This window comes from Bacillus sp. ABR (assembly GCF_056172715.1).
The window spans coordinates 370,068-389,568 of record NZ_JAOYSL010000001.1; the positions used below are offsets into that span (position 1 = coordinate 370,068).

At 42.0% G+C, this 19,501-nt stretch carries 20 protein-coding genes; 12 read left to right on the forward strand and 8 right to left on the reverse strand.

The features are described from left to right. Positions 1-9: 9 nt before the first annotated feature. Genes OIT90_RS01825 through ssuE form a run of 3 tightly spaced genes read right to left on the reverse strand, consistent with a single transcriptional unit; the run spans position 10 to position 1,824 of the window. Positions 10-264, reverse strand: a complete 255-nt coding sequence (locus tag OIT90_RS01825) for a glutaredoxin family protein (protein WP_474892198.1) — start codon at positions 262-264, stop codon at positions 10-12. Further along, positions 264-1,289 carry an LLM class flavin-dependent oxidoreductase gene (locus OIT90_RS01830; protein WP_474892199.1) on the reverse strand — a complete coding sequence of 342 codons (1,026 nt, stop codon included), beginning with the start codon at positions 1,287-1,289 and terminating at the stop codon, positions 264-266. Before OIT90_RS01830 ends, OIT90_RS01825 begins: the two co-directional genes overlap by 1 nt. Further along, positions 1,273-1,824, reverse strand: coding sequence for an NADPH-dependent FMN reductase (ssuE, locus tag OIT90_RS01835; protein ID WP_474892200.1), 552 nt, complete (start codon positions 1,822-1,824; stop codon positions 1,273-1,275). The genes OIT90_RS01830 and ssuE overlap by 17 nt, the downstream gene beginning before the upstream one ends. A gap of 150 nt (positions 1,825-1,974) precedes the next feature. Between ssuE and OIT90_RS01840 the strand changes: the two genes are divergently transcribed. Further along, the gene (locus tag OIT90_RS01840; protein ID WP_251180975.1) at positions 1,975-2,865 is read left to right on the forward strand and encodes a LysR family transcriptional regulator; all 891 of its coding nucleotides are present in this window, start codon (positions 1,975-1,977) and stop codon (positions 2,863-2,865) included. Between the two features lie 39 nt (positions 2,866-2,904). Here OIT90_RS01840 and OIT90_RS01845 read toward each other — a convergent pair whose 3' ends face one another. Then, positions 2,905-4,233, reverse strand: a complete 1,329-nt coding sequence (locus OIT90_RS01845) for an LLM class flavin-dependent oxidoreductase (protein WP_059377951.1) — start codon at positions 4,231-4,233, stop codon at positions 2,905-2,907. Positions 4,234-4,606: 373 nt separating this feature from the next. Here OIT90_RS01845 and OIT90_RS01850 point away from each other — a divergent pair, with 373 nt between their 5' ends. Further along, positions 4,607-5,419, forward strand: coding sequence for a zinc-dependent metalloprotease (locus OIT90_RS01850; protein WP_058838532.1), 813 nt, complete (start codon positions 4,607-4,609; stop codon positions 5,417-5,419). Between the two features lie 50 nt (positions 5,420-5,469). Here the strand turns inward: OIT90_RS01850 and OIT90_RS01855 are convergent, their stop codons facing one another. Next, positions 5,470-5,655: a 2-hydroxymuconate tautomerase gene (locus OIT90_RS01855; RefSeq protein ID WP_003214939.1), complete on the reverse strand. Its 186-nt coding sequence runs from the start codon at positions 5,653-5,655 to the stop codon at positions 5,470-5,472. 113 nt (positions 5,656-5,768) lie between these two features. Here OIT90_RS01855 and OIT90_RS01860 point away from each other — a divergent pair, with 113 nt between their 5' ends. Both OIT90_RS01860 and OIT90_RS01865 read left to right on the forward strand, forming a co-directional pair. Beyond that, positions 5,769-6,425 (forward strand): site-2 protease family protein, encoded by a 657-nt coding sequence (locus OIT90_RS01860; protein WP_371412193.1) that lies wholly within the window; start codon positions 5,769-5,771, stop codon positions 6,423-6,425. A gap of 12 nt (positions 6,426-6,437) precedes the next feature. Continuing rightward, the gene (locus OIT90_RS01865; protein WP_039182196.1) at positions 6,438-6,956 is read left to right on the forward strand and encodes a YwhD family protein; all 519 of its coding nucleotides are present in this window, start codon (positions 6,438-6,440) and stop codon (positions 6,954-6,956) included. 125 nt (positions 6,957-7,081) lie between these two features. On the opposite strand, the gene OIT90_RS01870 is transcribed toward OIT90_RS01865, so the two are convergent. Continuing rightward, positions 7,082-9,151 (reverse strand): transglycosylase domain-containing protein, encoded by a 2,070-nt coding sequence (locus OIT90_RS01870; RefSeq protein WP_474892201.1) that lies wholly within the window; start codon positions 9,149-9,151, stop codon positions 7,082-7,084. Positions 9,152-9,375: 224 nt separating this feature from the next. Between OIT90_RS01870 and speE the strand changes: the two genes are divergently transcribed. The 5 genes from speE (at position 9,376) to argS (ending at position 13,794) form a co-directional block, all read left to right on the forward strand. Then, a complete protein-coding gene (speE, locus tag OIT90_RS01875) occupies positions 9,376-10,206 on the forward strand; it encodes a spermidine synthase (RefSeq protein WP_003214614.1) in 831 nt (276 codons plus the stop codon). A 69-nt stretch (positions 10,207-10,275) separates the two neighbouring features. Continuing rightward, entirely contained in the window at positions 10,276-11,148 is an 873-nt protein-coding gene (gene speB, locus OIT90_RS01880) for an agmatinase (protein WP_025093863.1), read from the forward strand. A 78-nt stretch (positions 11,149-11,226) separates the two neighbouring features. Next, positions 11,227-11,577, forward strand: coding sequence for a hypothetical protein (locus OIT90_RS01885; protein ID WP_474892202.1), 351 nt, complete (start codon positions 11,227-11,229; stop codon positions 11,575-11,577). 124 nt (positions 11,578-11,701) lie between these two features. Next, positions 11,702-12,124 carry a YwiB family protein gene (locus tag OIT90_RS01890; protein ID WP_003215400.1) on the forward strand — a complete coding sequence of 141 codons (423 nt, stop codon included), beginning with the start codon at positions 11,702-11,704 and terminating at the stop codon, positions 12,122-12,124. Beyond that, a complete protein-coding gene (gene argS, locus OIT90_RS01895) occupies positions 12,121-13,794 on the forward strand; it encodes an arginine--tRNA ligase (RefSeq protein ID WP_107162929.1) in 1,674 nt (557 codons plus the stop codon). The genes OIT90_RS01890 and argS overlap by 4 nt, the downstream gene beginning before the upstream one ends. 40 nt (positions 13,795-13,834) lie before the next feature. On the opposite strand, the gene OIT90_RS01900 is transcribed toward argS, so the two are convergent. Together OIT90_RS01900 and OIT90_RS01905 are read right to left on the reverse strand one after the other, a co-directional pair. Beyond that, positions 13,835-14,152, reverse strand: coding sequence for a YolC/YozM family protein (locus tag OIT90_RS01900; RefSeq protein ID WP_106025510.1), 318 nt, complete (start codon positions 14,150-14,152; stop codon positions 13,835-13,837). Positions 14,153-14,659: 507 nt separating this feature from the next. Beyond that, positions 14,660-15,631, reverse strand: a complete 972-nt coding sequence (locus OIT90_RS01905; RefSeq protein WP_474892203.1) for a S66 family peptidase — start codon at positions 15,629-15,631, stop codon at positions 14,660-14,662. Positions 15,632-15,768: 137 nt separating this feature from the next. On the opposite strand from OIT90_RS01905, the gene cls reads away from it, so the two are divergent. The 3 genes from cls to OIT90_RS01920 all read left to right on the forward strand — a co-directional run bounded on the left by cls (position 15,769) and on the right by OIT90_RS01920 (position 19,501). Then, positions 15,769-17,286: a cardiolipin synthase gene (cls, locus tag OIT90_RS01910; protein ID WP_474892204.1), complete on the forward strand. Its 1,518-nt coding sequence runs from the start codon at positions 15,769-15,771 to the stop codon at positions 17,284-17,286. Between the two features lie 105 nt (positions 17,287-17,391). Continuing rightward, entirely contained in the window at positions 17,392-19,107 is a 1,716-nt protein-coding gene (locus OIT90_RS01915; RefSeq protein ID WP_474892205.1) for an ABC transporter ATP-binding protein, read from the forward strand. 151 nt (positions 19,108-19,258) lie between these two features. Next, positions 19,259-19,501: a hypothetical protein gene (locus tag OIT90_RS01920; protein ID WP_039182177.1), complete on the forward strand. Its 243-nt coding sequence runs from the start codon at positions 19,259-19,261 to the stop codon at positions 19,499-19,501.

Here is a 19,501-nt window from a genome sequence, read left to right on the forward strand (position 1 = left end):
AATGTAATGTCAGATTAACGCTTTTCTTAAAGTCTCGATATCTGGATTCAGCAATGCTTGATACACATTGGAATTTTGACTGATCTCAACTACAGGCACATAACGGACACCGTATTTTGCTTCTAAAATGTTTCTGTAATCGTCATGCTCTGTGACATCAATCGTTGAAAAAGGAATCTGCTGTTCGTTGAAGTAGGATTGAATGTTCTTGCAATAACTGCATCCATTTTTGCTCCATAAAATGATTTGTTGACTGTTTGACATTAGACGTTCACCTCTTGATTGATTGGTTTTTGGTTTGTTTGTTCTTGATCAAGTGCTTCTTTTAATAAAGTAATAGACGTGATCCTTTTATCAATATCTACGATTGGCGACAGCACGATGAATTCATTGATATCGTATGACTCGGATAGCTCAGTCAGCCTGTGATGAACGGTTTCTTTTGTGCCAGCGGTGTAGCCGGCTTTTTGTACGTGAATGTTGTAGTGTTCCTTCTCCGTTTCTTTCACCAGTTTTTCTGCATCCTCTAACGATGTGACATTCAGCTTTCTTCCATCGGAAAAGGAGACCTTTACTGTTTCCTTTTGTTTGATGTGCGAGAGTGCTTGTTCGTGATCTTCAGCTACAGAAACGGTGATGGCAAGAAGGAACTGCTGGCGGGCGCCCGCTTTCTGATATGTTTGGAAGGTCTCTCTTGCTTCTTTTAATAAGGCTTCATCTCCATTAATAAAGAAGGCAAACACAAAGGAGATACCAAGTTTTGCTGCGAATTCAGCGCTCTCCGTACTTCCCCCTAAAAGGAAGATGTCGGGTGATATACGCGGGGTGGGCTGAGCATTCAAGTCATTTGTGTGTTCCGTCAGATAGGTGTTGAGATCCACTAATTTCTGAGAAAAATCCTTACGTGACGCCTGATAATCTTCCTGAAGAGCTTGTGTCGATAGGTTCAGTCCTCCCGGTGCTTTCCCAACACCTAAATCGACCCTTCCAGGCGCTAATGATGCCAGGACGTGAAATGTTTCAGCCACCTTAAACGGACTGTAATGCTGAAGCATGACGCCACCAGACCCAATTCGTATGTTGTTTGTTTTTGCTAAGAGATAGCCGGCAAGTGCTTCAGGGGAAGAACCTGCTACTTGAGGGTTATTGTGATGTTCAGACACCCAAAACCTGTGATAGCCAAGCTGATCCGCTGCTTCAGCCAATCTGACAGTATGCTGAATGCCCGTCTCTGCGTTCTCGTTTTCACCGACAAGGCTTTGATCAAGAATACTAAGGGTGAACGACATTGGCTGTTCCTCCTATCAGACTTTGATATTGAGATAATGCGAGGTTTAACCTGTTTGCGGCATCTGAATCAAGTAAATAATCACCTGATTCCTGCTTTGTGACCTGTTGATCCACGACATACACGCCAGATTGAACAACCGTTGCACCAAGTTGATGAATAATCGGTTTAAGAGCATATTCAATGACGAGCAGGTGACCGTAGGTTCCTCCTAAAACGAATGGAAGGACGGGTTTTCCTTGCAACGCTTTCTGTGGAAGTAAATCTAAAAACGTTTTTAAAATACCGGAAAATGAAGCTTTGTAGACAGGCGTTAACACAATGACACCGTCACTCTCATTCACAAGTTCAATGGCCTTGACAATCTCTTCGTTTGAAAAGTCCGCACGTATTAGTGCGCTGCTAGGCAGCTGGTGAACTTGAATGATATGTACATCGATTCCATTGATCGTTAAATGCTGCTGAACATGCTGCAGTACACCGGTTAATCGAGATTGGACGGAATGTCCGCCTGCTATAATCGTTACTTTCGTCAATTCGTCTCCTCCATTTCACATAATTCCTTCTAAACAACTTGGAATAGTTGATAATATAAATTATAATAAGGCAAACCAATTGAAAAGTATAATTAGTAATCATAAATACACGATTCAGTTATTTAAAATATAGAGAAAAGAGGGGTTTTTATGGAGATTCGTGCGATCCGCACCTTTGCCACCATCGTGAAATATGGGAATTTTTTAAAAGCAGCAGAAGCACTGAATTATTCTCAGCCAACCATTACCTTGCACATCAAACATTTAGAAGAGGAAATTGGAGAGAAGCTTCTAGAGAGAGGGAAGACCTTAAAGTTAACAGCATCAGGACAGCTTTTTTATGAAAGAGCCAATTCTTTACTCAATGAATATGAGAAACTGACGAAAACGCTCCAAGATTTAGAAGTGGGCATTGCGGGATTAATTCGCATCGGTGTTTCTGAGCCTACTGCCAGTTTAGAATTCCCGGCGCTCCTTGCAGAATTCAAGGAAAGGTTTCCGAATGTAGAATTTTCTGTGCAAGTAGCAGATGCAAATACACTGAGTTCCTTGCTTTCCCATGATGAGATTGATTTTGCGATTTGCGGCGCACCAGAAGCTTCGATGGAAAATAGCTATAAGCCGCTTTTTCAAGATGATATCGTCCTGCTGGTCCCGTCTTCCCATCGATTGGCGGAAAAAGAGGCAGTGGAGGTAACAGATTTAGAAAATGAGACCATATTATTCACACCGCACAATTGCCCCATTCGAATTCAAATTGAACAACAAATCGTCGATGGCATTGGGACAAATTATAAGAAATTAGAGATTACTAGCAGCATGTCCCATAAACATTATGTTCAGGCGGGCTTAGGAGTTTCTCTGTTTACACGAACGGCTCATTCTTTTACACTCCCCGGTACGAAGGTATTAGAAATAAAGGGCATTCAAGTTTCCCCGCCAGTTGGTCTATTGAGGAAAACAAATGATACGCCTGGAAGAGCTGTGCTCCAGTTTATTGATCTCATTGAAAATCGATTGCACCAGCACCAACCATCATAAAAAGAGGGGTTAGCCTTTATGCTAGCCCCTCTTTCAAGTTTATTTCACTGTTTGTTTCAGAAACTGATTCTTCTTAATGGGCAGACCCAAGTTTTCGCGAAGGGTATGAGCTGGATAATTTGGGTCGTAATATCCTCTTTCGACTAATATCGGAATGACGTGCTCCGTCCATTCGGATAAACCACTAGCTAAAATCGGAGCGCCAAAAATAAATCCATCTGCGGCATCCTCTTCGATCCATTGAATTAATTTGTCAGCTACTTGTTCATAAGTGCCGAAAAAGGCACTTTTAGGCGTGGTCACTTGTAAAGCGACTTCTCTTAAGGTCAGGTTTTGTTCTTTGGCCATTTTCTTAATGGAATCTGTTGTGGATTGGAAGCTGTTTGACCCAGCGTCACCTATATCCGGAAAAGGTCCATCAAGCGGGAATTGACTGAAGTCCAAGTGGTCAAAGAATCGGCCTAGATAATGCAGAGCTTCTTCAATAGAGACTAGATGTTTAATGGCTTCATATTTTTCTTCTGCTTCTTCGACTGTTTTCCCTGTAATCGGGTGGATGCCAGGGAATATTTTAATATCAGATGGTTTTCGACCAAACGCCTCGGCTCTATTTTTCACGTCGCGGTAATAGGCTTTTGCCTTTTCGAGTGAATCGGCATTTGTAAATACAGCGTCTGCTTCTTTTGCGGCTAGATCTTTTCCAGCCTCTGAAGCGCCTGCCTGGAAAATCACGGGCTGCCCTTGTTCAGAGCGTTCAATATTTAAAGGACCTTTGACAGAAAAGTGTTTTCCATGATGGTTTAAAGTGTGCAATTTATCTCGATCGAAGAAAACCCCCGTTGAACGATCCCTTACAAAAGCATCTTCTTCCCATGAGCTCCAAAGCCCGTTCACTACATGTAAGTACTCTTCTGCAATTTCATATCGAAGTGAGTGGCTTGGGTGCGAACGGATGATGTGATTTTCAGCAGAGCCCTCTAATGGGGAAGTCACAACATTCCAGCCTGCCCGGCCTTTACTTAATTTGTCCAAGGAAGCAAATTGTCTGGCAATGGTAAAGGGCTCACTGTATGAAGTGGATACAGTACCCACAAGTCCAATCTGTTTGGTGACTGTGGCAAGCGCAGATAAGATGGTTAATGGTTCAAATCGATTCAAGAAATGAGGAATTGAATGTTCGTGGATATATAAACCATCTGCAACAAAAACAAAACGGAAACCCGCTGATTCTGCCTTTTTTGTCATCGCTTGATAATAATCAATGTTAACACTTGCATCTGCTGGAACCGATTCATCCTTCCATGCATTCATGTGACCCCCTGGGCCATGTAACATTAATCCAAATTGTATGTGCTTTTTTCCAGTCATGCCGATCGTCCCTTCTGTTTGAGGTAGCAATGTTTTATGTTCTTCATCATAAGGCAGAACCGCAGAGAAGTATAATTGGTATCAGTAAAGTGTGACTTTATCTTTTCTAATATCATTTTTTGTTTCTTTTAGATGTGTCGTTAGGTCCATGATATGATTTCTTGAAAAACATGGATGTTTACTAAGTAAATGACCCAGACCAAAAGCGCTATTTTTCGATGAAATGTGTGTCAAAATATCTGAAAAATTAGTGAAAATGACGTAATTCGACTTTTTTCCTGTGCATCTAATTCCCTGTTTTTGACTGAAGAGAAGGAAAATGGTGAATTTTCAGTGAATATATAACTTTGTGAAAAACAAAGGAGGGATAGGAATGAAAAAGCGTTCAGTCTTTTTGTCATTTTTATTGGTAGGTAGTTTGTTACCGGGAGTAAGTTCAGCTTCAGCACCAGTAGCGAGTGCTGGTCATGGGCATGATCATGGTCATGCGCCGTTCGAAACCCATATTGGTGAGGGGTTGCCAAAAGCAAACAGTTTTAAAGATTTGACGGCAGCACCTCCAATTGAACGAGATGTAACAACAAAGGTATTAGATGAGTCTGGTAAGCAGGTAGGCTCGAGAACCTTTAAGGCCAATACAGGAGATTCAATTTCAACAAAAGCAAGTACAGGCAGTCAGAAGGTCACTGTCTATGCGGTTGCTGATGCGCAGTATCGTGCGAAATATAGTGACTGGCAAACACGGATTGTCAACATCATCGAGCAAGCAGATGTCACGTTTAACCGTGATCATGATGTGGACTTTGTCGTACAAGCAGTAGGATCTTGGACGTCTTCGGGATCAAATTCATCACAAATTCTTTCCAACCTTGCGCGCAGTTTTGATGGCAGAGGATACGACTTTGTCACTGGATTTACAGCAAATCCAAACTTTGATGCTGGCGGAATCGCTTATGTCTACAATAGTGCACCAAGCGGAAGTGCATTCGCCGTGAACCTTGACCAAGGAACAGCGAATACAGCAAAAGCGGCTACACACGAATACGGCCATAACTTTGGCTTACCGCATGACCCTCAAGGAAGCGGCATTGTCTGCTTAATGAATTATGATTATTCCTACACAGTTGACTACTTTGATGCGGCTCATAAAAATCAAGTGAACCGTAATAAAGCTTGGTACAGATAAGAAAGAAGACAAAAGGACAAACACCTTATGGGTTTGTCCTTTTTATATGCTTACAGGTCGCTCATTCGCTTTCCTGCTACGGCATAGTGTTCTTTTTTCATTTCTTCAATAATAACAGAGACTTTTTCTGCACCTGCGCCTGTTGTTTCAACAACAGCATCAGTGACTTTCTCCACAAGCGCTCTTTTTTGCTCGTCTGTTCTTCCTTCAAGCATTTGTACGGTGACAATCGGCATGGCGAAAACCTCCTTTTTCCTTTAATGCTACGCTTCCCTTTAGTTTAAGGGACTTCTTATAGTATACTGAATGAAGTAAATCATTGTATAGAAAGAAAGAGGGATTCATGCCTTTGAACCAATTTCTTGTTTATCCATTAGAACTTATTCCATATGTCGCCATTACGCTTGTTGTTGCATTTACGATGCACGAGCTGGCACATGCATATGTTGCGTACCGTTTCGGAGACCCGACGGCTAAGAATCAAGGGAGACTGACGTTAAATCCACTGAAGCATCTCGATATTTTCGGGACGATTTTGATCTTTGTGGCGGGGTTTGGCTGGGCGAGACCTGTACCAGTGAATCGTTACCATTTTAAAAAACCGCGTTTAGCAGGGATTTGTGTCTCTATTGCTGGACCATTAAGTAACTTAGTGCTGGCGTTTTTGGGCTTTCTTGTGTATGTGCTTCTTCAGAAGTTTGGCGGGGAATGGATCATGCGTTTTGAGCCGGGAGTCGATTATTTCTTCCAGATCTTTATTAACTTAAACGTCATCTTGTTCCTATTTAACTTATTGCCGCTTCCGCCGCTTGATGGATATCGTATCATTGAGGACGTCGTCAGTCCTAGTATTCGTGCGAAAATGACGCAATTTGAACAATATGGGATCATTATTTTTCTCATATTCGTGATCACACCGCTGGGTCAGTTTGTGTTTGGTCCATTGATCGGAATGCGGGATCAAATCATATACTGGTTTAATCTTATTTTGAAGCCGCTGCTTTAGGAGGTTTAATGAATGGAAGGTAAAAAGAAGAAACCAATTGGTTTTAACATCATTAAAAAAACAGATGCAACCGACGGACATGGAGGCTTTGGGGCAGGTGCACTCAGCCTTGATAATATCTCGCCAGTCATCATTGATGTAGAGGAAAAGGAAGCTGTCATTGATATTGGTGCCATGCATGCAAGAAGTGCCGTCGAAAAAGGAATTAAATTTTTGAAAACAAAAGAAGAGGTACCGAACGGAAAGCCTTATTGGCTCGTATGGGTGACGATTGACCGCAGAGAAGAAGGGCCTTATTATGCAGGTGTGACGGCTTGTGAAATGACCGTTGACCGTTCGATTCGCCGCGGGTATAAGTCACTTCCAGAGCATGTGAATTTAATGGATAAATCGATGAAGCGAAAAATCGTCGTGAGTCATATGGATGACGTATCCAAAAAGGTGCTGGCTGATTTCTTAAAGGGTCATAATGAAGCACTATGGGACGCATCGACAGATGAATTAAAAGAAGGATTGGCTGTCCCTGAATAATTGTGAAATTTTTGTGAAGAATGGCGGATCACTACCAAATCCATCCGTTTTTTGAGTAAACTGGTGTTAAAGCTAGGACATGGAGAATCCCGAGATGCAGATCTCGGGGTTTTTCATGTCTTTTTTTAACGTTTCAGCCACTTTTCCCACCATTTCTTTGGCTTTTGATCTTGAACTGGTTCCTGCTCAGAGGCTTTGTCCTCAGCGCCATAGCAGACACCTGTCGGCTCTGTTCCTTCTATAAAATAAGTAAACACCTTTGATTCACAACCTGGCCCTGCGAGGTCGCCAGTTTTTGGATTGATATATACCCCTTTGACACCGTCTGGAGGCATGAAGGAGGAGGCTGGCTGCTTCGAGAGGGCTGATTCCATAAAGGAAGCCCATATTTTTTTCGCATAGGCCGTTTCTTCGACTGAGTCAATGGTGCGGCCTTTATCATAGCCAGTCCATACACCTGTGACGAGCTGGGGAGAGAAGCCGATCATCCAGCTGTCGGCTCCTGTTGTCCCGGATTTTCCTCCGTATGTTCGTGTAAGGTCCTTTATAATGGTGCGGCCAGTGACACTCGTATAGCCGTTTAATTGATCGTTGAACATTCCTGACATCATATCGGTGGTGACAAAGGCTGCTTTTTCATCGAGGATTTGTTCTCGTTTTTGTTTCTCTTCAAAAAGCACATTGCCTTTTGCGTCGGTTACTTTCGTAATAAAGGTTGGTTTGACGCGTTTTCCGCCATTAACCAGCATGGCGTAAGCATTGGTCATTTCAATGGGTTTCACAGGAGACGTGCCTAGAGCAAGAGATGGTACTTGGTCTAGTTTCTCCTTGATTCCAAATGTCTTGCCAGCACGTACAAGCTGCTCCATTCCTAAAAATAGATGGGTCTTTACAGCGTAAATATTATCAGACAGCGCTAAAGCTTGTAGCATTGTAATGCCGTCATTGGCGTAATAGCCGTGATAATTGCTTGGTGAATAAGCCGCACCGCTGCCTTGATCATCCAGTTCAAACACCGTTTCCTCACTGCGCATAACGGTTGCGGGTGTAAACCCGTTTTGCAAGGCAATGTAATAAAGAAGGGGTTTCATGGTTGAACCGGGCTGCCTTTTTGCTTGTGTCACCCGGTTGAATGGACTTTTCTCATAATCTCTCCCACCTATGAGGGCAAGTACATGGCCTGTTTGAGGATGGATGGCGGCAAAGCCAATTTGGATATCTGATTTGGAATCCATCGTGTTTTTTAACGTCTTTTCTGCGATTTTCTGTAATTTTGGATTAAGGGTCGTTTGGATATGAAGTCCATAGGTTTCGATCTGTTCCTCTGTTAACCCCAAGTTTTGTTTCAACTCTCGAATCACATCGTCATAAAAATATGGGGCTTGCTTTGCTTGCAGCTGCTTCTTCTGCAAAGGGCGATAGGACAGCTTTTCTTTCGCAGCGTCATCGGCTGCTTTTTTCGTAATCATGCCATCCTCTTGCATTTGTCTCAAAATCATATTCTTTCTTGCGCCGGCTTTCTCCTCGTTCACATAAGGGGAATACAGAGAAGGCCCCTTTGGGATACCGGCAAGAAGGGCAGATTCAGCGAGGGTTAAGTTCTTTGCTTTTTTCCCGAAATACAGACGTGACGCTGCTTCCACACCGTACGCTCCGTGACCATAATAAATGGTGTTCAAGTATCCTTCTAAAATCTCATCTTTTGTATAGTTTTGCTCTAAACGAATCGTGTAAAAGGCTTCATTCCACTTCCGCTTCCACGTTTTATCATGATCTAAATACAGATTTCGTGCATATTGCTGGGTGATCGTGCTGGCACCTTGTACCTTAGCCATGGCACGAATATCGGCCACCGCAGCACCTGCCATCCGTTTCACATCAAAGCCATGATGCTCATAAAAGGTTTTATCCTCAACAGCCACAACAGCCTGTCTCATATGAGGAGACATATTCTTTAATGGCACCCAATATCTCTTTTCTCCAAAACTGGATTCTCCAAGCTTTGACCCATCAGCTGCATAAATGGTCGTGGATTGGGGAACTTGAACAGAAGGGGCACCTTGCCATTTAGCTATTAATAGAATCGTCAAAAAGACAGTGCCTGCAAATAGAAAAGCGAGCAAGCCGATAAAAAAACAGGCTCGAATCGTTTTCACGGTCATGCGGATTTTTTTATTACTCATGATTGTGTCCATGCAAAGCCCCCATTTTGACGGTTTTTTATCAGTATGGAACAAAGAAAACCGTTTTAAACAAGCGATTGCAGGAGCACTTTAAAAAATGAAGAGAACTCAAGCGGTTCTTTACAATTTGATATGAATCCACTATACTTTTTTCTTGGACAATCGATATAGTCAAAGCCGATAAAAGGCGCTAACAATAGATGTTTGTTTATTATTGGATGAGAGGAAGATGAACAATGAGCGAACTTTGGTATACAGAGAAGCAAACGAAGAATTTTGGTATTACATTGAAGGTGAACAAAACCCTTCACACAGAACAAACAGACTTTCAGCATTTAGAAATGGTGGAAACAGAAGAGTTTGGCAATATGCTGTTTTTAGACGGCATGGTGATGACATCTGAGAAAGATGAGTTTGTATACCACGAAATGGTGGCTCATGTTCCTCTTTTCACTCATCCAAACCCGGAAAATGTTCTTGTCGTAGGTGGAGGAGACGGCGGTGTTATTCGTGAAATCCTCAAACACCCAAGTGTGAAAAAAGCGACACTTGTTGATATTGACGGAAAGGTTATCGAATACTCGAAAAAATTCCTTCCTTCTATTGCTGGGAAATTAGACGATCCTCGTGTAGATGTCAAAGTCGGAGACGGTTTTATGCACATTGCTGAAGCTGACAACGAGTATGATGTGATCATGGTGGACTCAACTGAGCCGGTTGGACCAGCTGTGAACCTATTCTCTAAAGGATTTTACGCAGGAATCTCAAAGGCACTCAAAGAAGACGGTATTTTTGTTGCACAAACGGACAACCCTTGGTTCACACCGGAGCTGATTACAAATGTACAGCGTGATGTAAAAGAAATTTTCCCAATTACGAAGCTTTACACAGCGAATATTCCAACGTATCCAAGCGGTCTTTGGACATTCACCATCGGTTCTAAAAAATATGATCCACTTGCTGTAGAAGACAGCCGTTTCTTTGATATTGATACGAAATATTACACAAAAGAATTGCACAAAGCGGCATTCGTTCTGCCGAAATTTGTGAGCGACTTAATCAAATAAATCAAGCGAAATGGGAATGCGCAAATGACAGTTTGCGCATTTTTTGAAGCGTAAAAGGAGGAATCTTGCATGAGATTCGACGAGGCTTATTCAGGAAAAGTGTTTATTGGAAGTCATCCGACATGGGAAGATGCAAAGGTCATTTTATACGGCATGCCGATGGACTGGACAGTCAGCTACCGCCCAGGTTCACGTTTCGGTCCGAACCGCATTCGTGAAGTATCGATCGGTTTAGAGGAATACAGCCCTTATTTAGATCGTGAGCTGCACGAGGTGCCATTCTTCGATGCGGGTGACATCCCACTTCCTTTTGGGAATGCACAAAAGAGCTTAGATTTAATTGAAGAGTATGTCGACAGTATTTTAGAAAAAGGAAAGTTTCCATTAGGAATGGGCGGCGAGCATCTTGTGTCTTGGCCGGTTTTCCGTGCGATGTATAAGAAATACCCTGATTTGGCCATCATCCATATGGACGCACATACAGATCTTCGTGAGGAATATGAGGGTGAGCCACTTTCACATTCAACACCAATTCGTAAAGTTGCAGGACTTATTGGAGCTGAAAATGTATTTTCTTTCGGCATCCGTTCTGGAATGAAAGAAGAATTTGAATGGGCAAAAGAAGCGGGTATGCACATTTCTAAATTTGAAGTGCTGGAGCCATTGAAGCAAGTATTGCCAAAGCTAAAAGGGCGTCCAGTATATGTGACGATCGATATTGATGTACTTGACCCAGCCCATGCACCTGGTACAGGAACGGTAGATGCTGGCGGTATTACATCAAAAGAGCTGCTTGCATCCATTCATGCGATTGCAGGATCTGACGTCAAAGTCGTTGGGGCAGACCTAGTCGAGGTAGCACCTGTATATGATCACTCTGACCAAACAGCGAATACAGCGAGTAAGCTTTTACGCGAAATGCTGCTTGGGTTTGTGAAATAATCAGTTGATAGAGGAGCTTGTCATCTCATGTGGACAAGCTCTTTTTTTACATTGGTCAAAAAATAAAGGAGGCAGCTCATGTTTTCGTCAATATTGATGGTGTTCCTCGCTTTATGCGTATTAGCGGCAGGCTTTCTCACACTGAAACGAGAGCTCGCAGCTGATCCGCCTGTTTTTGCTTCTAAAAAGGAAGCAAAGGTGGAGTTAGTTGGTTTATTTCAGGATCGAGGCTTTTTCTATCTGACGGCCATTGCGTTATTCATGCAGTTGGTATTTAAAAAGGATCAAATCGCACCATTTGATTTTTTTTTTCAGGCATTTTTGGCAAGTTCAGGCATACAGGCTCTTTTTTATTTACTGAAAAGAAAAGACTTAGGCGTAAAGGCTGGACTTGTCGTATTGGTCAGTTGCATTTTTCTTTTTTTCTAAAGGGATGGCTGAAGATGAAAAACGAAGTTTAATCGCCGTGAAGAAGAGAAATGATGGTATGATAGGCGCTCATGATTATGGTATACTATTTTAGTTAAACGGGTCTTAGCAAAGGAAGTGCAAAATGACACAAAACCAAATTTCAATTCATGTAAAGTCAGTGATGAAACCAGAGACGGAGCCGGCTGAAACGATCGAATTCCGCACGACTGGAACATATCAAGAGAAGAATGACAAAACGTATCTCACTTACCATGAAGAACATGAAATGGGTCAAGTAAAAACCGTTGTGAAAATGAGTGAAAAAGAAATTTTTGTCATGAGATCAGGAGCTATTCAAATGAAGCAGCGCTTTCTCATTGGAGAAACGACCGTCACACATTACACGATGCCATTCGGTACACTTCAGTTAGATGTGCACACACATGGCATTGATCTCGATGTGGACAAGGGACTGCTGCACATTACGTACGATATGCTGACAGGAGAAGATCAAAAGCATTTACATACATTATCGATTTCGTATAAGGAGGATTTACGTTCATGAATATCGCAGAACAGGTCAAAGATGCGTTAAAAGAAGAAATCATTGCGGCAGTCGTCAAAGCAGGACTTGCCGATGAAAGCCAGGTGCCAGATGTCCTTTTAGAAGTGCCGAAAGACAAAACTCACGGTGATTACTCTACCAACATGGCGATGCAGCTTGCCCGCATTGCGAAAAAAGCACCTCGTCAAATCGCAGAAGACATCGTCAATGCGTTTGATAAAGGGAAAGCTTCCATTGAAAAACTGGATATCGCAGGTCCAGGATTCATTAACTTTTATATGAACAATCAGTATTTAACAAAGCTGATTCCAGCTGTCCTTGAAGCAAAAGAAGCGTATGGCGAAACGAATACAGGCGGCGGTCAAAAGGTGCAAGTCGAATTCGTCTCAGCCAACCCAACAGGTGACCTTCACCTTGGACATGCCCGCGGAGCAGCTGTAGGAGATTCCCTTTGCAATATCCTTGATAAAGCAGGGTTCGATGTGAGCCGTGAATACTATATCAACGATGCAGGGAATCAAATTAATAACCTCGCTTTATCTGTCGAAGCACGTTATTTTGAGGCACTCGGTCTTGAAAAAGAAATGCCTGAAGACGGCTACAGAGGGGAAGACATCAAAGGCATCGGACAAAAGCTTGCGGATGAATTTGGTGACCGTTTCGTTCATGAACCAGAAGAAGAGCGGATGAAGTTCTTCCGTGAATACGGATTGAAATACGAATTAGAGAAATTACGTGTAGACCTTGAGAATTTCCGTGTGCCATTTGATGTATGGTATTCAGAAACCTCTTTATATGAAAACGGAAAAATCGAACTAGCGCTGGAAACACTTCGTGAAAAAGGCTATGTCTTTGAAGAAGACGGCGCAACATGGCTGCGTTCGACTGATTTTGGCGATGACAAGGACCGTGTGCTGATTAAAAAAGACGGCAGCTTCACTTACCTGCTTCCAGACATCGCATATCATAAAGACAAATTGGACAGAGGCTTTGACCAGCTCATTAACATTTGGGGAGCGGACCATCACGGCTATATCCCTCGAATGAAAGCGGCGATCCAAGCACTTGGATATCCAGCTGGCAAGCTTGAAGTAGAAATCATCCAGCTTGTGCATCTTTATAAAAACGGTGAAAAAATGAAGATGAGTAAGCGTACAGGAAAAGCTGTCACAATGCGTGATCTCATTGAAGAAGTCGGCTTAGATGCGACTCGTTATTTCTTTGCGATGAGAAGTGCGGCGACACATATGGACTTTGACCTAGACCTAGCCATTTCTACGTCTAACGAAAACCCTGTGTACTATGCACAATATGCGCATGCGAGAATTTGCAGCATGCTGCGTCAAGGAGAAGAAAAAGGCTACGAACCAAACCTTGAAAAAGCCGATTTCTCTCACATTCAATCGGAAAAAGAATACGATCTTCTGAAAATCATTGGCAGCTTCCCAGAAGTTGTAGCAGAAGCAGCTGAAAAACGTATTCCGCACCGCGTGACGAACTATATTTACGACCTTGCATCAGCCCTTCACAGCTTCTACAATGCCGAGAAGGTCATCGATGTAGAAAACGAAACAAAAACAACAGCACGTCTTTCACTCATGAAAGCAACACAAATCACGCTCGCTAATGCATTAAAACTAATTGGTGTATCGGCTCCGGAAAAGATGTAAGAACACGCAGAAACCCACTCGGAACAGGAGTGGGTTTTTGTCATTCAACGTTTATATCATTTTTATTTCTCTGGAAAATCTCAATTTCATAATTCTCTAATGCTTGTTTAGGAAGTTTCTTTTCTAATATAGACTGCAAACCTGCTATATCTTTTGAAGTATTGATGCCGATGGAAATTGTGGGATCTGTCTTAACGATTTGATAATGTAACAAGCCATGCTCTTTCCATAACGAGTCTAATACTTGTGTCACCTTTTGATCTAATTCTTCTTCAGAAAGAGTGAGACGATTTGGAGTGGAACTTAATCCAAGAATACAAAGAGTAATAAAAAACAAACCAATCAAACGTTTTTTCATTATATCTCCTTAAATAGTTAATATATTCCTTTAATAGATTATAGCATCCAATTAGGTTTGTTTAAATAACTTAACAGAAACATGCTCATAGAAGGCATTGTTCTAGATTTATTTAATGGAGCAACATGTCATCCACTCAAAACATGTAAAAACCCGCTATCTCTTGAGGATAGCGGGTTTTGAAAATTATCCAAGTGTATTAATAATGTTAGAAATAGAATCAAATAATTGGCTAAGTACATCAGAGAACATAGAGTGTGCCTCCCTTCGGTAAGCATGTAGTATGTGTGCGTCAAATGAAATTATCCAAGTGTGTTAATAATGTTGGAGATAGAATCGAATAATTGGCTAAGTACATCAGAAAACATATTTTTGCCTCCTCTCTTTTCTTTTTACATCTACTTAACGAAGGGAATGAAGGGGTGGATCACTTTTTCTAAAAAAATTTTAAAAAAGATGGTGGCATAGAAAAAAGCACCGGCTATTCGGGTGCTTTTTTGCCTTTAGTTATGAATGAATGCGTAGCTTTATGTCTCCATTTGTACACGCTAGTTGAACGTTTCCGCCAATCGGGAAGGTGAAGACGGGCTGTGTATGTCCGATATCGACATCGTAAATCACTGGGATGTGTTTGAGCATTGGGTGCTTATCTAGAATGAACCTCAAATGTTCCTCTGTCATCTTGGATTTCTTCTGAAATCGTCCGATGATCAATCCTTTGATTGATTGTGCATGCTGCAAGAGGGAGGTAAGGTCTCTGGCGAACATTTCAGGGAATACCAGCTCATCATCCTCGACAAATAAGATCGCATCCTTTACATTCGGCATAAACGATGTCCCTTGCAGTAAGTTCAGTGTACAAAGGTTTCCGCCATACAAGGTGCCTTCAGCTGTTCCTTCCTGATAAATCCCCCATGTTGTCGGATGAAACTGCCTGTTCGCTTGATCGAGATACCAAGCATCATCACTCCATTTTGTCGAAGGAATCATATCAAACGGTTCGCCGCCGTTCATCAAGCAAGCTTGAAACATAGCAGTCTGCTCCTCCTGCCCCTGCTCCATGTAAAAGCTGGAAAAATGGGGGCCGGAATATGTCACCATATCACATTTCGCTGTAATGGCGTTTGCAAGTGCAGTGATGTCACTATAGCCGCAGAGGACTTTAGGATGCTGACGGATCAAGTCGTAATCAATATAAGGCAAAAGTTCATTGCAGTTGAAGCCTCCGATAGCTGTCAAAATACCATCGACATCATGATCTCTGAACGCCTCATGCAGATCAGACAAGCGGTGTTCAATAGACGATGAGGAATGAAGGTCACATTCAAACACATGCTGTCCCAAAGAGACAGTGAAGCCTAAAGCCTCTAAACGTTTTTTCGCTTGAGCAATTCCTTCTTCTGATAAAATGCTGGCACTTCGGCTTGGGGCAATGACACGTATATGGCTCCCTTTTTTAAGAGGTGAGGGGGTATGCATAAACAGATCTTCCTTTCCATCACATATTTCTCTATTATATCGGATCAAATAGCGAAAGTCTGTAAAGGCTAGGAGAAAGGAATGGGTCGTGCGTTTCATACAAGCTGTGCAAAGGGTATGGAAGAGAAAAAGACAGAATGAGGGCGGAGAATGTGAAAAAGAGAAGACTGGAATTTTTATTTTTATATTTTATGATATTCGGGGCATATGTCGTGTATTGGTGGACTGTGCCGGCGTGGAGCGTTCAGCTGTACGCAGCGATTTATATCGCCATTATTTTATTTAGTATCGTCTCACTCATGCTGGAGAATCGTACATCACAGCACACGTTATTATGGATATATGTGCTGATTTTTTTCCCGATCATTGGCTATATGTTTTATCTGTTCTCAGGGCAGCTCTATGTAAAAGGTCATTTATTCAAATCAAAGAGAATGTATAACCGTGAAAAATTAAGAAGAATATCTGAGCTTGAGAGCAAGCCGGATGAATCACGTTTAACCGATAATCAGCGTGGTTTTTTTCAATACACAGAAAAAGCTACAGGCATGCATGTGAATACAAATAGTGATATGGACATTTTAAAGAATGGAGAGGAGACGTTTCCCCGAATTTTTGAAGAGTTAAAAAAAGCAAAATCATTCATTCATATTGAATATTACATGTTTAAATCTGATTTCCTCGGCCACCGGATGATGGAGATTTTGATTGAAAAAGTGAAAGAAGGGGTAGAGGTCCGCTTCATATATGATGCGGCGGGCAGCATTCGTTTCTCACGAAAAGATATTAAACGCTTGAAGCAGGCAGGGGTAAAGGTCGCTCCTTTTCTACCTTTAAAATATGGATTTTTTAACCAAAAATTCAATTTCCGAAATCACCGAAAAATCGTCATTATTGATGGAGAAACAGGGTTCGTCGGCGGATTAAATGTTGGCAAGGAATACGTAGGACGGGATGAAAAGATCGGCTTTTGGCGTGATACGCATGCCATGTTAAAGGGTGAGGCTGTTCAGACCCTTCACTCCGTTTTTATGCTCGACTGGGAATATGTATCAGATGAAGTATTAATTGATGATCCGAAGTATCATACGCCGCATCCTGTGACAGGAGAGGATGTCATTCAGGTTGTACCAACTGGACCTGATATGAAAGAAAGTATGAGTGATTTATATGATGCTCTCATTTCTAATGCGAAACAATTTGTCTGGATTGCCACACCTTATTTTGTACCAAACGAATCGATTCGCACTGCGCTCAAAATCGCTGCCACAAGAGGGGTGGATGTGCGGGTGATGGTACCGGAGATCAATGACGGATTTCTCACGCAATATGCCACACGTTCCTATTTTTCTGAGCTTCTAAAAGAGGGCATCAAGGTATATCACTATCAAAAAGGGTTCATGCATCAAAAGGTGATGATCGCAGATGGAGAACTCGCCTCTGTCGGCACCGCAAATGTTGATATGAGAAGCTTTCAGCTTAATTTTGAGGTCAATGTCTTTACAGCAGCGAAAAAGCCAATTGATCAATTGATGGCCCACTATGAGGAAGATATGAAGGAATGTGAGCAAATGGGTCCGGTTCATTTTTATAAAAGAGGCTTAAAAGAGCGGTTGAAGGAATCATTTGCTCGATTGTTTTCTGGCGTATTATGAGGATTTCCAGTCAAAGAAATCATTTCCTGATCTAGTATTTTGCAGAGGATTCCTCTATAATTGAAAATGATTATCAATTATAGAGGAAATGAGGTCCTTTTACATATGCTAAAACGTTTTTTCGCCTATTACAGGCCCTATCGCGGTCTGTTCTTTTTAGATTTCTTTTGCGCTGTCGCAGTTGGATTAATGGAACTTGGTTTCCCGCTGATCGTGAACTACTTCATTGATACGTTATTACCAACAGGGAACTGGACAGTCATTGCCTGGACCGCACTTGCTCTGTTTATCATTTATGCCCTCAGCTCAGTGATGCAATTTATTGTGTCGTACTGGGGACACATGCTTGGCATCAATATTGAAACAGATATGAGGAAGAAGCTGTTTAATCATTTTCAGCGTCTCTCATTTAAGTTTTTTGATAACAACAAAACGGGTAAGCTTATGTCTCGGATGACAAATGACCTCATGTACATTGGGGAGGTGGCTCATCACGGACCTGAGGATTTGTTTATTGCGATTATGACGATTCTTGGCGCCTTTGCTGTCATGCTAATGATTAACTGGCAGCTTGCCATTTTAACCTTCTTGATCATGCCCGTCATCATTTGGCTTGCCCTTCATTTTAATAAAAAGATGACACAGGCGATTACACAGCTGAACAATGACATTGGAGACTTTCATGCAAGGGTTGAAAACAATATCGGCGGTATTCGTCTTGTTCAAGCCTTTGCCAACGAACATTTTGAGAAAAAGCGTTTTGCTGAAAACAACAACCGCTTTCGGAAAGCGAAGCTTCTTTCATATAAAATCATGTCGGTTAACGGCTCAATCAGTTACATTCTGACACGTCTTGTGACACTGTTTGTCCTTCTAGCAGGGACATGGTTTGTTCTGCAGGGTCAATTAACGGCAGGTGGATTTATCGCGTTTGTTCTGATTACAAACGTCTTATTCAGACCGATTGATAAGATTAACACAGTGATTGAAATGTATCCAAAAGGCATTGCGGGCTTTAAAAGTTATGTCGATTTACTTGAAACAGAGCCAGATGTGAAGGATACAGAAGGAGCTCGTGATGTATTTGGGCTGAAAGGTGAAATTGAATATCGAAACGTGACATTTGGCTACGATGAGCACAGTCATGTGTTAAAGGATATCGATTTGAAGATCAAACAAGGAGAAACCGTTGCGTTTGTCGGGCCCTCAGGAGCCGGGAAATCGACGATTTGCAGTTTGCTGCCACGTTTTTATGATGTGGATGAAGGGGAAATTACGATTGATGGCGTGAGTACAAAATCGATGACCCTCTCTTCTTTAAGACAGCAGATCGGCATTGTGCAGCAGGATGTCTTTTTATTCTCAGGCACCATTCGAGAAAACATTGCGTACGGCAACCTAGAAGCCAGCGATGCAGAGATTTGGGAGGCTGTACGTCGTGCGCATTTAGAGGAACTCGTTCAGCGTTTCCCAGAAGGATTAAATACTGTCATAGGCGAGCGCGGCGTCAAATTGTCAGGCGGTCAAAAGCAGCGCCTGTCCATTGCGCGGATGTTCCTAAAAAATCCTTCAATTCTTATTTTAGATGAAGCCACATCAGCACTTGATACAGAAACAGAAAAAGCTATACAGGATGCACTAAGCGAACTGGCTGTCGGCAGGACGACACTCGTTATTGCCCACCGCCTCGCTACAATTAAGCACGCCGATCGTATCATCGTCGTAACAGAAGAAGGCATTCAAGAACAAGGCCGCCACCAAGAACTCATCCAAATGGGCGGCGTGTACAGCAGACTGCATGAAGCGCAGTTTGGTCATTGATAGTAAGGCGTAAATGAGTTCAGCTATTGAGTTGGACTCATTTTTTTACATGTGATAATAAAAAGTGGTTCGTCCTGCAAATATTTAAATCACCATTTAAATGGAATTTTGATATAATTTAAGGAAATTAGATCCAAAAGGAGAGGGTTGTTTGAGCGAAACAGCAAAAACATTCATGCTGAAAAGCATTCACTACGTGACTCTTGTTGGTTTATTTATATTGATCATTCCAGCTGGAATCAACCCAGTATTTTTTTACATTGGGATTATTTTATTTGGCATTCACCTTTTTGTAAACGTTATAGACAGTTCTTTAAGCAAAGTCAAAATATCGATAGCATTGATTATTAGTTTTACGCTCATATTACTTGGCCTTTTTAAAATATTTTTTTGA